Source organism: uncultured Roseobacter sp., from assembly GCF_947495275.1.
Taxonomy (GTDB): Bacteria; Pseudomonadota; Alphaproteobacteria; order Rhodobacterales; family Rhodobacteraceae; genus Roseobacter.
This window is the reverse complement of the sequence record NZ_CANLYL010000004.1, coordinates 312,688-326,186: the sequence shown is the minus strand read 5'-3', so window position 1 is coordinate 326,186 and position 13,499 is coordinate 312,688. Positions and strand designations below refer to the sequence as shown.

The window sequence follows — 13,499 nt, the reverse complement described above, 5'->3', positions numbered from 1 at the left end:
CGTTGAATGTCACAGCGGGCCCGGGTAAGCGAATTTAAGCCGGTGGCTGCCTAATCGAAAAAGTGACTGCGCTCATCTGTGCCCCATGAAAAATCTCGCTATGTCTCATAAAAATGTTCTTAATCATATAACTAGAAGTCATAGTTAACTTCGTACTGGTACCGTTTCCACGAAACTGAGACAACGCAATTCGTCATACCAATGCAGGGCCAAACTTCGCTCTGGAAAGGGGGTGAAGAATCGCAATATCCGATAGCGCATGCATCCGGCCTTCTGCACCTTCTCCAATTTTCTTCTCGCTACAGTGCTGATACTTGCGACGGCATCACTTGGAATCGTCCACGAAAGCGCTCCAACGGATTTGGACCCGTCTTTCACCGCTTATCTGCAGGCTGGCGGTTCTTTATCGGATATCTGTGGCGATCTCGAAGGCGATCCTCATCGAACAACGCGGGACTGCGACGCTTGCAGGCTGATGGATAGCGCACTTGCGGCACGCAACATGTCCGAATTCCGTCTCAAGGTCACGGCCCATATCCAACGCATGCGCCTCCGCGCACAGCTTCGACATCACGCCAAACCATTGGATCCGGCGCAACAAACCCGCGCGCCGCCCCAAGCCTGAACTCGATTCAAAATTCAGATTAAAACACGCCCGCAGAACGCGGGCCCTTTATGGCTTGGAGCTTCCAATGACAACTATCGACACCAATGCGCCGCAGGATGACGGCGTTAACAAACTCTACTTTGCTGCCTGGCGATGGCATTTCTATGCAGGCCTCTGCGTCATCCCTTTCCTCGCAATTCTGGCCGTTACCGGCATGGCCATGCTCTGGATCGCCTGGATTGACGGTCGGGATGGGGAACGCACCCCCGTCTTTCCGCAAGAGATCACCCTGCCGGTCTCCGTTCAGGCAGAAGCGGCACTTGCGGCCATCCCAGACGGGACGCTGAAACAGTATGTGGCGCCCAGAACCACCGATGTTGCAGCGCTCTTCCGTGTCGATAGGGCTGACGATGCCATCATGATCGCCGTCGACCCCTACACGGCCCAGGTGTTGGAAACTTTTCCACGGCGCAGCGGTTGGTATGACTTTGCTGACAGCATTCACAGCAGCCTGATGCTGGGCGTCACTGGCGACCGTCTGTTGGAAACGGCAGCGTCGCTCACGCTCGTTCTGGTTGCCACAGGTCTCTACATGTGGTGGCCCCGCAAGGCCGGATGGCGGGTTGCACTGATTCCGACACTCTCCAGGGGTCGCGGCTTATGGAAGTCATTGCATGGTGTGACCGGTATATGGTTGTCTGTCTTTCTGGTGTTTTTCCTGATCTCAGGCCTTGCATGGGCAGGTATCTGGGGCGGCAAGATGGTACAGGCCTGGAGCCAGTTCCCCGCTGAAAAATGGGACAACGTACCCCTTTCAGACGAAACTCACGCAAATATGAATCACGCGCGCCGCGAGGTCCCCTGGGCTTTAGAACTGACACCGATGCCCGTATCCGGAAGCGACCAAGGCGTGGCCGGCGTCGCAGAAGCCCCTGTCACAATTGACAGCATTGATACCTTGGCCCGCACGATCGGTTTTGACGCAAGATACCAGCTTAACCTGCCGCAATCAGCGTCCGGTGTCTGGACCCTGAGTCGCGATTCCATGAGCACGGACAGTACCGATCCGATGTCTGATCGCACGGTTCATGTTGATCAATACACCGGGAATATCCTGGCTGACGTCAAGTACACGGATTACTCATGGGCGGGCAAAGCCATGGCGGTTGGCATCGCCCTGCATATGGGCACCCTGGGTTTGTGGAGCGTGCTCGCCAACACCCTTATGTGCCTTTGCGTGCTGTTTCTCTGTGTCAGCTCGGTTGTTCTGTGGTGGAAACGCAGACCGATCGGCAGCTCGCGGCTGGCAGCGCCTCCCTTACCCCGCGACATGCCCCTCTGGCAGGGCGCGGTGCTGGTAGGACTGGGTGTTTCCTTGGCTTTTCCTATGGCCGGGGTCGCGCTGTTTGCAGCACTCGCAGTTGATGCGCTGGTGCTTTCTCGGCTCCCCTTTCTCCGCCAGCTTCTGAATTGATAACCATGGGCCGCGCCACGAAGATCGGTGTGGCACGGCCCCTTTTTCGCAAAATTTTTATCTGAACAGAAAACCGACCAGCGCCCTGACGTCAAAATATACAAAAACAGGCTTTTTCCACGCGATTGCGTAGAATTGCCTAGGTAAAAGCCCCAATACTCAACAAGTCCGTATCAAGGCATAATCCGATGTCCTTCGCTTTCATTCGGAGCCCGGTGTTGCCTGTCCACGATAAAAAGAAACCCGGCAGATTGCCTGCTTCATCCGAAGCGCTTGGCGGCCTCGTTGCATTGCAGCGACGGCTCTTGCAGCGTCGAAAAAAAGCAGCGCCCTTACATCTGATAAACACTCACACAATCTCAAAAACGCTGACTACCACCGGTGCCTTTATCTTCCTGTTTCATCGAAATGAGGTTGAAAATACCGCTCCTGCACCAACACCCGCCCAAAAACATGACCAGATTATGCGTGATCAGGCCTTTTCATTGGCATGCCACGTTCGTGAAATTGGGCGATTACTGGCCATTGATGATCTTTATGCGCATCCATTGGTGCGTCGTCAGGAAATTCTGTCGGGCCACTGTATGACGGCTTTTATCGGCGCTCCGGTCCGCTGCGAAACAGCACAGGTTCTGGCGGTTGTCTGTGCCATCGACGCCAAGGCACGGAAATGGAATAGTTGCGACATCAGTCGCTTAGAGCGAATTGTCGCTCAAATCGAAAGCTGCCCCGTGTGGCTGTCGAAAATATGTGGCACAAGGTAGTTGATTATAAAAAACCTTGTTTCTGATAATGCTCATGAGCCTGCGGCCTTTTCTCCAACCCTGTTTCTCGACGGTCGGAACACTATTGATCATAATCCAGTTCCCCGGCACCATTGGCATTCACTACGTCGATGGAATTGAGGGGCTGTCGTCTGCATGAGAATTTCACTTGGAATGGTCTTGGCTCTTTGCCTTGCCGGTCTGCAGTTCATCGCGGTCACGATTGTGGTCTTCTCCTCCTTTCTCACCTCGGAAAAGGTTTTGCTGACGCACGCGCGCGATCTGCTGAGCGACGTGGGCACGAACACCATTGAACACTCTAAGGGGTTCCTGAAACCGGCGAGGGGTGCTGCGGAACTTGCAACGCGACTTGCCGAAAGCGAGGTCATTTCCAGCGACAACTTTGAGCAGCTGGAAAAGCTGCTGTTTCAGCAGCTTCAGATATCTCCGCAGTTTGCCGGTGTCTTTTATGGGGATCAGACGGGCAATTTTGTCTATGTGATGCGCAGTGGCGGCCCGGGGCCTTTCCGCTCCAAAATGATCATGTGGAAGGAAGGTGATCGTTTCACCGATCTGATTTGGCGCGACAATTCATATTCTATCGTGGAGCAGCGCAACGATCCCAGTGATACCTACGATCCCCGGAGCAGGCCCTGGTATCAGACAGCCAGCGATCAGCAGGGAAGCATCTGGACCGACCCCTACATCTTCTTCACCTCACAAACCCCGGGCATCACCGCCGCATCGCCGGTCTTTGACACTCTTGGCAATCTGCGCGGCGTCGTCGGGGTGGATATCGAAATTGACGCGATCTCTGAATTCCTCTCAAGGCTGAATGTAGGCAAAAGCGGTAGCGCGTTGATTCTGAACAGAAACGGCGATGTGATTGCGCACCCAAATCAAGAACTGATCCGCACCAGGAACGCTGATGGCACCTTCCGTTTCGTCAATATCTCCGAGATCGGAGACCCGGTCGCCCGGGCCGCTTTCGGGCATCTGAAAAACGCTACTGATCTGTCCGTAGACCGCGAGATTTCGTCCAGATTTGACTATGGCGGGTCGACCTACGTGTCGACGGTCATGCCTGTCATCAGCGAAGAATTGCCCTGGACCATTGCCGTCTATGCGCCTGAGGCGGATTTCACCGGTCAGATCAAAGCGAACCGGACGCAAAACGTGTGGATCGCTGCGACGATTGCCCTCATTTCCGGAATTTTCGGATTGGTTTTGGCGAACTACATCCACAAACCCGTACGCGCCTTTGCGGTAAGATCGTCATTGGTGTCTCAAGGTGAGGTTTCCGCCTCTGAACCACTTCCCAATACCTACCGCGAATTGGAACGGGCAAATAAGACGCTTGTGCAGGCAATTGCCGAGCGCAAGAAATCCGAAGCAGAATTCGGCCGCACTTTCGATTTGGCGTCCAGGGGCATGGCTCAGATGCAGGCCAAGACCGGTCAGATCACACGGGTGAACGCGCGGTTTGCAGATATGTTGGGCTATACCGATGCTGAAATCCTGAAACTGACGGCCCATGATATCTCTCATCCTGATGATCCGGTTGCTGCATTTTTCTTCGAAGATCGCGGCAACACGAGGTCCGAGTACCTCCATGAAAAGCGTCTTTTGCGCAAAGACGGCGGTGTTATCTGGGTCAGTGAAAACGTCATCGTGATCCGTGATGATGCTGGCACGCCTTTGCACGCGGTTGTAACCGTAGATGACATCACCGAACGCAAGGCATCTGAGCGCAAAATACAGCAGCTCAATTGGGATCTCTCCCATTCGTCGCGTGTTAATGCCATGGGTCAGATGGCAACAAGTCTGGCTCATGAGCTGAATCAGCCGCTCCTCGCGATCACCCAGAACATGGATAGCGCGCTTTTCCTTCTGAAGGAGAACGCGGGCGACATCGCGGATCTCGAAACCATTCTTCAGGAAACCGACAATCAGGCCCACCGCGCGGGCGACATTATCAAGGCGCTGCGGGGGTTTGTCAAGAAAGACGGGGCTGAAAAGGCCGAATTTGATTTTGAAGAACTTCTGGAACAAACCCTGCAGTTGATGCGTTCGGAAGCCAAGGAGCACGGCGTTCACATCACGACGGCAGCGTCCGGCGTGGACCCTGTCTACGGATCACGTGTGCAGATCGCACAAGTTCTGGTGAACCTTCTGCGGAACGCGATTGAAGCCATCGCGGAAGGTGGCGGCGACGCACGACAAATAACGCTGTCGGCGAGCAACATAGACAACGGCGTCATGATCGACGTGGTGGACACAGGGCCCGGATTTGACCCAACCAATGATTTGTTTGAGCAGTTTGAGACGACGAAAGAGGACGGAATGGGATTGGGATTATCGATTTGCCGCACAATTGTTGAGTCGCACGGAGGCAAGCTCTGGTATCAAACGGACGAGAACGGCCACTCCCGTTTTTGCTTCACCATTCCAGCGCTGGTACCGAAACGGGCACAAGAGAAACTAGATGAATTCAGTGCCTGAACCTTGCGTATTTATTGTCGACGATGATGACGACATCCGAACCTCGCTGTCCCGGGCGCTGCGTACCCGCGGCTACCTGACGGAAACCTTCTCGTCTGCAACGGATTTTCTGGACGCCTGTGGACCTGATCAATCAGGCTGTTTGATCCTCGACTATGGCATGCCCGGAATGTCGGGGTTGGAATTGCAGGAATTGCTTGTCACCCGTGGCTATTCGCTCCCTGTAATCTTCATCACCGGCCACGGTGGGGTCCCTGAATCTGTGCGGGCCATGAAGTTGGGCGCGATTGATTTTCTCGAAAAGCCCTTCCGCCAGGAAGTGTTGATCAAACAGATTGACGCCGCCCTGGAACTCGACGCTCAGGGGCGACGGGGTCGCGACCGGGCCCGAAATGCGAAAGAGCGTTTCGAAAAGCTGACCGACCGGGAAAAGGAAATCGCGGAAATCCTTGTGTCAAACCCGTCCAGCGCGTCGAGCAAGGACGTGGCACGGCATCTCGATATCAGCCCCCGCACGGTCGACCATCATCGGGCGCGCATTCTCGAAAAGCTGCGCGTCAATTCGGTCGCGGAATTGGTCGATTTGTGCATTAGTACGAAGCTTTTCGAGAAGCCCTGACCGCGCATAGGTAAAACTACCTAGGTAACCACACCAATTTACGATTTCGCACTCACATTGCATAAAAGTCTAACGATGTGAGTGTTGAATGTAGGGAAACGTGAGCACAGTTCTGTGCAAGCCGTTAGTGAGTGAGCGAGTTTCGATAGAAGTGCAACTCGATGATATTTTTCGCATCCGGACGATGATTTCGAGCAGTTAATGCTGGGGCAGTCCGGACTGGCGTTGCGACCTGGGTCACATTGCAGGTTGCGACGCGCTTGCACGCTGGATTTGAAATTTGTAGCACCAAGATATTTATGGGAGGCCCGTAGTGATCATATCACTGCGGGTCTTTCTGTTTTCCGGGTTCTTATTATAAAGTGGTCGAGACCGTCACGCCGCTTGCTGCCGCGCCAGCACATCCGCGACCGTGGCCCCCATTGCCGACGGGTTTGGCGCGACAGAAATGCCGACTGCGTTCAACATTTCGACCTTCTCTTGAGCACTTTCGCCAAAAGCTGAAATAATCGCTCCTGCATGACCCATTTGCCGCCCTTTCGGCGCGGAAAGCCCGGCAACATAAGCAATGACCGGTTTCGTCATGTGATCTCGGACATAGGCCGCAGCTTCGGCTTCCTGCGGTCCGCCAATCTCGCCGATCATCATCACGGCATCAGTGTCAGGGTCGTGTTCGAAAAGCTCCAGAATGTCACGGAAAGACGAGCCGTTGATCGGGTCGCCGCCGATACCGACCGATGTTGACACCCCGATACCAAGGGCTTGCAACTGGCTCGCAGCTTCATATCCCAGGGTTCCCGACCGCCCGACGATGCCAACCCGTCCAGGCGCGTAGATGTGGGGTGGCATGATACCCATGAAGCCCTTACCCGGTGAAATGACGCCCGCGCAATTGGGGCCAATAAGTCGCATTTTTCTGTCACGAGGATAGCGCCGAAGAAACCGTTTCACGCGCATCATATCCTGCGCTGGAATACCGTCAGCGACGCAAACGGCCGTTCGGATACCAGCGTCCGCCGCCTCCATCATCGCATCGGCGGCAAAAGGGGGTGGAACAAACATCAGGCTGGCGCTGGCGCCCGTTGCCTCGACGGCTTCGCGCACAGTGTTGAAGACCGGACGGTCAAGCACGGTGGTGCCGCCTTTGCCCGGCGTGACGCCGGCGACGACATTAGTATCGTTTTCAATCATTTCCGCTGCATGGAACTTGCCAATCCGGCCCGACATGCCCTGCACAACAACCTTTGTCGTCTCGTCAATCAAAATCGCCATCTCGTCTTCCTCCCTATGCTGCTGCGGGCTGCGCACGCATCGCCACAGCCGCATCCGCAGCTTCGGCCAATGTGTCTGATGCCGTGATGGGTAAACCGGACGCCCTCAGGATTTCCTGCCCTTCCGCCACATTGGTTCCGGCAAGCCGGACAACGACCGGCAAGTTCAGGCCAATCTCGCGATATGCCTGAACGACGCCTTCGGCGATCCAGTCGCAGCGGTTGATTCCGGCAAAAATGTTGACAAGTATCACACTGACATTCGGATCAGACAGGACCGTACGGAACGCCTTGCAAACGCGGTCCGGCCCCGCGCCGCCGCCGATGTCCAGAAAATTGGCGGGCTCTCCACCGGCCAGCTTGATCATGTCCATCGTTGCCATCGCCAGCCCGGCACCGTTGATGATGCAGCCGATATCACCGTCAAGCCCCACGTAGGCCAGCCCATTATCTGCCGCCATGGCTTCGCGCGGGTCCTCCTGACTGGGATCGCGCAACGCGGAGACTTCAGGACGACGATAAAGCGCGTTGGTGTCAAAGCTCATCTTGGCGTCCAGCGCCACCAGTTCACCCGCGCCGCGGATCACCAGTGGATTGATCTCCACCATCATTGCGTCCAGATCGCGATAGGCGCGGTAGCAGGCGCGCAGAACGTTCACCATCTGCGCCACCTGCCCGCCTGAGAGCCCGAGGGAGAACGCCAGCTCACGCGCCTGAAATTCTGCCAATCCAACAGCCGGATCAACGATCATACGCCGCAGGCTATCGGGGTCTTTTTCAGCCAAATCCTCGATCTCCATACCACCATGGGCCGAGGCCACGATCATGATCCGTTCGGTTTTCCGGTCGAGCACAAAGCCAAGATAGAGTTCCTGCTGGATATCAGAGGCTTCCTCCACCCAGAGACGAAAAACACCTTTGCCCGCAGGGCCGGTTTGTTTGGTGACAAGCTGTTTGCCAAAAAGCTCCGCGGCGCATTTGCGCACCTCGTTTTCGGTATTGCAGAATTTGACGCCACCTGCTTCGCCGCGCCCGCCCGAATGGATCTGCGCCTTGACGACCCAGGCGTCGCCACCCAGTTCACGGGCGCGGTAGCCTGCCTGTTCGGGCGAATAGGCCACACCACCGCGCGGCACCGGCACGCCGAAGCCCGCGAGAATTTCCTTGGCCTGATGTTCGTGAATGTCCATACTGTCGTCCTCCCGATCAGACTTTTTCTGCAATCGCCTTGGCCACTTCAATGACGTTGCGCGCCATTTTTTCCGACGCCGCGTCGATCATCTTGCCGTCGAGTGACGCAGCACCTCTGCCTTCAGTCTCGGCCTTTTTGAGCTCTTCTATGATCCGCTCGGCTTTGGAAACCTCCGTCTCCGGTGGGCTGAAAACCTCATTTGCCATAGCGACCTGGCTGGGGTGGATGGCCCATTTGCCTTCACACCCAAGCGCTGCCGCGCGGCGTGCACCGGCCTTGTAGCCTTCGGGATCGGAGAAATCACCAAACGGCCCGTCAATCGCCCGTAACCCATAGGCCCGGCAGGCAATGACCATACGTGTGATCGACGCATGCCATTGATCGCCGGGGTAATCCGGGTTGAGCCCGCCGATATTCACCGTGCGCGCGCGCATCGAGGCGGCATAATCAGCCACACCGAAATGCAGCGCTTCAAGGCGTCCGCCAAATTGCGCAACCGCCTCCACATTGGCCATGCCAAGCGCCGTTTCAATCAGGGCCTCAAGACCAACACGGGTTCGCAACCCGCGCGCCTGTTCGATCTGGTTGACCATCGCATCGACCATATAGAGATCAGCAGCCACCCCAACTTTGGGCACCAGCAACGTGTGCACCCGGTCACCCGCCTGTTCCATCACATCGACCACATCGCGGTACATGTAGTGTGTGTCCAACCCGTTGATGCGCACGGAGACGGTTTTGCCCCGGGCGGTCCAGTCGATATCGTTGAGCGCCTGAATGGCATTGCGGCGCGCCTGCTCTTTTTCCGGCGGGGCCACTGCGTCTTCAAGATCAAGAAAAACGTAATCCGCATCCCCGCTGGCCGCCTTGTCGATCATTGTGGGGTTCGACGCAGGCACAGCCAGTTCGGAGCGTTGAAGACGTTGTTTTTTCAATGGATATAACGTGTGAGACACTAGATTTTCGTCCTTTGGTAGAGAAGATGACTGTTATTCTGCGGCAACATGGAAATGCTGCTCTGTCTGCACGTCGGAGACGAACCAGCTTTGAGCTGCCGCAACGCCAGAGCCCATTTCCAATCGCACACCTGCGCGGATCAGGGCCATTTCGGCGACCGACAAGGCGGTCAGGCACATACCTTCGTTCAGGTCACCAATATGTCCGATCCGGAACACTTTGCCCGCCAGCCGCGCCAACCCGCTGCCGAGCGACGTGTTGTAATCTTCATAGGCGATGCGGATCACGTCGCGCGCATCCACGTCCTGCGGCGTGCGGATCGCAGAAACCGTGTTGGAATAAAGCGATGGATGCTCGGCGACCAGATCAAGACCCCAAGCGGCAACACCGCGGCGCACGCCCTCGGCCAACCGCGTGTGGCGCGCGATGACGTTGTCCAACCCTTCCGTGGCGATCCGGTCGAGCGATTTGCGCAGCCCGTGCAGCAGTTGCGTGGGCGGCGTGTAAGGGAAATAGCCATCAGCATTCATCTTCACCATGTCGGCGAAATCATAGTAGGCCCGGCGCATTGTCGAAGTTTGCGACATCTCCATCGCCCGCTCGCTGGCGGCTAGAATGCCCAGACCTGCGGGCATCATCAGCCCCTTCTGGCTGCCAGTGATGGCCAGATCGACGCCCCAGTCGTCCATCCGGAAATCGAGCGATCCGATGGAGGACACACCATCCACAAACAAAAGCGCGTCATGGAAGTTTTCATCGAGCGCCCTGCGCACCCCGGCCACGTTCGACGTCACGCCGGTTGCAGTTTCATTATGCGTAACAAAAACGGCCTTGATTTCATCATCCGTGTCTGCCGCCAGCTGCCGTTCAAATTCCTTCACCGGCGCGCCTGCCCCCCAGGGAACATCGACAAGGTGCACATCAAGGCCAAGACGTTCAGCCATCTCTGCCCAGAGGGTCGAAAATTGGCCGTGGCGTGCCATCAGAACCTTGTCACCGGGGTTGAGCGTGTTGGTGATGGCCGCTTCCCAGGCGGAGGTTCCGGAACCGGGAAACATCATCACCTGACCTTTTTCCGTCCGAAAAATCCCTTTGAGGTCGCTAAAGAGACTTAAGGTGACATCCCCGAAATCTGGCGCGCGCATGTCCTGCATTGGGACGTTCATGGCCTGACGCACGTCTTCCGGCACATTTGTGGGGCCGGGGATGAACAGATGGGTGTGACCGGTACGCATGAGGCTCTCCTTTAAGATTTCGTCAACCATGCAACCATCAAGGGTGCAGGTAAAACGGAACCGGGTCCTGCTGTGGATGCAAAAATTTACAAACAATAACATTTGTAAATTTGTAAACTTTTCAGTATTGAATGGTCATGAAGACTTTTATTGGACCCAAATTGCGACGGCTGCGCACGGATAACGGGCAAACCCAGGGTCAAATGGGCAAGGCTCTGGGCATCAGCACGTCTTATGTGAATCTTCTGGAAAAGAACGAGCGCAGTGTATCCGTGCCGGTTCTGTTACGGTTGCTCGAAGTTTACGGTGTCGACTGGCGCGATCTGGTCGAAGACGATGACACATCCAAACTGGCGGATTTGCGCGGTGTCTTGCAGGATCCTCTTTTCGAAGCGGATCGCCCGGATCTGACACAGCTGCGCGGTGCGTTGACCCATAGCCCGGATCTGGCCACCTGTTTTTTGCGGTTGCATCAGGCCTATCTGGCGGCAACCGACCAGTTGATGAGCGTTGCACAAGCCGGTGACACTGCGCAGACATCGCTGCCCAAATCCACTGAGTCCTCCGTCCACAATTTCTTTCGCAAGAACGATAATTATTTTCACAGCCTGGAACTGGCGGCTGAGGCTTTCTGGGTCGGTCAGAAAATTGCGACCGATGACATCTACGCCGCGCTCAAAACCCGATTGTATGAAACACTGGGCTTGAAGGTCCGCGTTGTCCCGGTGGCCGAATTGCCCGATACGCTGCGGGAATATAGTGAGGAGCGGCGCGAGATTCTACTTTCCGAAGCGCTCGACCACCCCAATCGCGTCTTCCAGCTTGTGCATGTTACCGGCCTCATCGAACAACAGGACACGTTGGATGACCTGCTCACCAAATCCGGTATCAGCGATGCTTTGGGGCGGGCGCGATGCCGGGTTGAGCTGGCCAACTATTTCGCGGCGGCGGTGCTGATGCCCTACGGCCCCTTTCTGGCAGAAGCACTGGCCAGCGAATATGATTTCGACCATGTGGCGACGCGGTTCGGGGTCAGCTTTGAGCAGGCCTGCCACCGGGCGACGACCTTGCAACGCCGTGGTGCCAAAGGCGTTCCCTTTTTCTTTCTCAGGATCGACAAGGCTGGCAACGTGTCCAAGCGGTTCAATTCCACGGATTTCCAACTGGCCGAATATGGCGGGGCCTGTCCCCGGCTGGATGTCCACACTTCCTTTCGCACACCGGGGCGCATCGTGCCGCAATTTGTCGAAATGCCCGATGGCAGCCAGTTCTTTGTCTTTGCCCGTACGGTAGACCGGCCCAGCGTGACGCGGTTTGCGCAGGATGTGCGTCTGGCGGTTGCGATGGGGTGCAGCACCGAACATGTCGACGCCATCGGCTATGCCGAAGGGCGCAGCCTGAGTGCTGTTCGGATGACGCCTATCGGGATCAACTGCCGCATCTGCCCTCGGGTCACATGTGACCAGCGCGCGCATCATGCGGTGGTTCTGTCAGACCCGGTGGATGAAAAAAGGCGCGGCGCCACCCGCTATGCAAGCTGACGGCTTATAACTCGCGACCCGCCCGCGCCTCGCCCCAGCGCAGCCGCGCAAAGGCACCGATTTTCGCAAGAGGTAGCGGGGGCAAGCGCTTTGGTGCGGCTGCTGACAAGGCCCGGTCCAGCGCGGGAGAGCCGACCCCGTTCGCACCCTCTGCCGCCAGAACACCCGCCAAAGTGCCCTTGGCCGTACCCAGACCGTTTTGACAACACGCCGACCAGAGCCCCGGTTCCAACTCACCGATCACCTGCACGTTGTTGCGGCTCAGACACAACCGCCCACCCCAGCGATAGGCCATGCGCGCGCCTGCCAGCATCGGGAAGCGCGCAGCAAAGGCACGGTCGTGATCCTGCGCCACCCGTGCTATGCGCCTGTCATCCACCTCCATGCCCGGATCAAAGGTAAACCGGTTGCGCACGACGATACGGTCACCGCCGTTGCCCGAAATGCGCCGCACCGTTGTCCCCAGCGGGTCGGCGGGCGTCACGCCCCAAGTAGATGCGCCCCCCAGTGCCTGACACGCCTCCGCAGAAAGCGCCTGCGTCATCGAGGCATAGGTAAAGACATGCATCAACCGGCTAGTCATATGGCCAAAGCTTTCCAGATGACCATTCACCGCCAAGATCACATTGGGGGCCGTGACCTTGCCTTTGGGTGTTTGGGCCGTCCAGTCACCCTTGCGCGTCAAACCGGTAACCGGGCTCAATTCATGCAAGACAACTGAATTTGACACCAACGCTCTGGCAACGGAACGCACGTATAATGCGGGCTGGATCATCGCCGCCCCCGGCGTGAAAAGACCGCTTTGATAATAGTCCGTGCCAGTCAGCGCCTGCATTTCCGTGGCATCCAGAAGTGTGTGTTTCTCGCCCATGGCGGTCAGATGCCGGGCATAATCTTCATTGTGCTGATGGCCCTTTGGCGTGGCTGCGGCGTTGATTTTGCCGGAACGCGCAAAAGCTTCGTCACTCAGGTCGAAATCTACGGCCATTTCGGCGGCGAAATCTATGCCGCGCCGGTTGTCCGCCGTTTGCGCCGCATCCGCCTCCAGCGCGCCGCCGTAGTTTTCGGACGCAAGATCATGCGGCAGGTCGATCATAAAGCCGGAATTGCGCCCGGCGGGTCCTTCACCGACGCGACCGGCTTCCAGAATGACGATGCGCGCGCCCGGGCAAAGCTGTGACAGGCGTCTTGCGGCGGACAACCCGGCAAAGCCTGCCCCGATGACCAGCCAGTCGGCGGTGGTATCTGCCTCCAGCGGCAGTGCCGGTGCGGCTGGAGGCAAAAGGCAGTTCCAGCCCGCCGGGCCGGGATCACGTGGGAGACGGGTAACCTGCATC

10 protein-coding genes are annotated in these 13,499 nt (G+C 57.0%); 5 read left to right on the top strand and 5 right to left on the bottom strand.

All coding sequences use genetic code 11. The annotated features are described in order from the left end of the window. Positions 1–692: 692 nt before the first annotated feature. From Q0802_RS10580 to Q0802_RS10565, 4 genes are all read left to right on the top strand, one after another. A complete protein-coding gene (locus tag Q0802_RS10580) occupies positions 693–2,081 on the top strand; it encodes a PepSY domain-containing protein (RefSeq protein WP_298917626.1) in 1,389 nt (462 codons plus the stop codon). A 305-nt stretch (positions 2,082–2,386) separates the two neighbouring features. Beyond that, positions 2,387–2,845 carry a GAF domain-containing protein gene (locus Q0802_RS10575; RefSeq protein WP_298917622.1) on the top strand — a complete coding sequence of 153 codons (459 nt, stop codon included), beginning with the start codon at positions 2,387–2,389 and terminating at the stop codon, positions 2,843–2,845. 156 nt (positions 2,846–3,001) lie between these two features. Beyond that, complete coding sequence (locus Q0802_RS10570; protein ID WP_298917617.1) at positions 3,002–5,347, top strand: cache domain-containing protein; 2,346 nt, start codon at positions 3,002–3,004, stop codon at positions 5,345–5,347. Next, the gene (locus tag Q0802_RS10565) at positions 5,331–5,966 is read left to right on the top strand and encodes a response regulator (protein ID WP_298917614.1); all 636 of its coding nucleotides are present in this window, start codon (positions 5,331–5,333) and stop codon (positions 5,964–5,966) included. Before Q0802_RS10570 ends, Q0802_RS10565 begins: the two co-directional genes overlap by 17 nt. 375 nt (positions 5,967–6,341) lie before the next feature. On the opposite strand, the gene sucD is transcribed toward Q0802_RS10565, so the two are convergent. Genes sucD through Q0802_RS10545 form a run of 4 tightly spaced genes read right to left on the bottom strand, consistent with a single transcriptional unit; the run spans position 6,342 to position 10,621 of the window. Next, positions 6,342–7,238 carry a succinate--CoA ligase subunit alpha gene (sucD, locus tag Q0802_RS10560; RefSeq protein ID WP_298917611.1) on the bottom strand — a complete coding sequence of 299 codons (897 nt, stop codon included), beginning with the start codon at positions 7,236–7,238 and terminating at the stop codon, positions 6,342–6,344. A 13-nt stretch (positions 7,239–7,251) separates the two neighbouring features. Next, positions 7,252–8,427 carry a malate--CoA ligase subunit beta gene (locus Q0802_RS10555; RefSeq protein ID WP_298917608.1) on the bottom strand — a complete coding sequence of 392 codons (1,176 nt, stop codon included), beginning with the start codon at positions 8,425–8,427 and terminating at the stop codon, positions 7,252–7,254. Positions 8,428–8,443: 16 nt separating this feature from the next. Beyond that, positions 8,444–9,385, bottom strand: a complete 942-nt coding sequence (locus Q0802_RS10550; RefSeq protein ID WP_298917605.1) for a CoA ester lyase — start codon at positions 9,383–9,385, stop codon at positions 8,444–8,446. Between the two features lie 33 nt (positions 9,386–9,418). Continuing rightward, positions 9,419–10,621, bottom strand: coding sequence for an aminotransferase class V-fold PLP-dependent enzyme (locus tag Q0802_RS10545; protein WP_298917602.1), 1,203 nt, complete (start codon positions 10,619–10,621; stop codon positions 9,419–9,421). 137 nt (positions 10,622–10,758) lie between these two features. On the opposite strand from Q0802_RS10545, the gene Q0802_RS10540 reads away from it, so the two are divergent. Further along, positions 10,759–12,162, top strand: a complete 1,404-nt coding sequence (locus Q0802_RS10540) for a helix-turn-helix transcriptional regulator (RefSeq protein WP_298917599.1) — start codon at positions 10,759–10,761, stop codon at positions 12,160–12,162. Between the two features lie 4 nt (positions 12,163–12,166). On the opposite strand, the gene Q0802_RS10535 is transcribed toward Q0802_RS10540, so the two are convergent. Continuing rightward, positions 12,167–13,498: an FAD-binding oxidoreductase gene (locus tag Q0802_RS10535; RefSeq protein WP_298917596.1), complete on the bottom strand. Its 1,332-nt coding sequence runs from the start codon at positions 13,496–13,498 to the stop codon at positions 12,167–12,169. Position 13,499 lies beyond the last annotated feature (1 nt).

Bases quoted from the DNA above. Each gene is read 5' to 3' on its own strand.
- Q0802_RS10580 (WP_298917626.1), top strand. From the start codon at position 693: ATGACAACTATCGACACCAATGCGCCGCAGGATGACGGCGTTAACAAA.
- Q0802_RS10570 (WP_298917617.1), top strand. From the start codon at position 3,002: ATGAGAATTTCACTTGGAATGGTCTTGGCTCTTTGCCTTGCCGGTCTG.
- Q0802_RS10565 (WP_298917614.1), top strand. From the start codon at position 5,331: ATGAATTCAGTGCCTGAACCTTGCGTATTTATTGTCGACGATGATGAC.
- sucD (WP_298917611.1), bottom strand. From the start codon at position 7,238: ATGGCGATTTTGATTGACGAGACGACAAAGGTTGTTGTGCAGGGCATG.
- Q0802_RS10555 (WP_298917608.1), bottom strand. From the start codon at position 8,427: ATGGACATTCACGAACATCAGGCCAAGGAAATTCTCGCGGGCTTCGGC.
- Q0802_RS10545 (WP_298917602.1), bottom strand. From the start codon at position 10,621: ATGCGTACCGGTCACACCCATCTGTTCATCCCCGGCCCCACAAATGTG.
- Q0802_RS10540 (WP_298917599.1), top strand. From the start codon at position 10,759: ATGAAGACTTTTATTGGACCCAAATTGCGACGGCTGCGCACGGATAAC.
- Q0802_RS10535 (WP_298917596.1), bottom strand. From the start codon at position 13,498: ATGCAGGTTACCCGTCTCCCACGTGATCCCGGCCCGGCGGGCTGGAAC.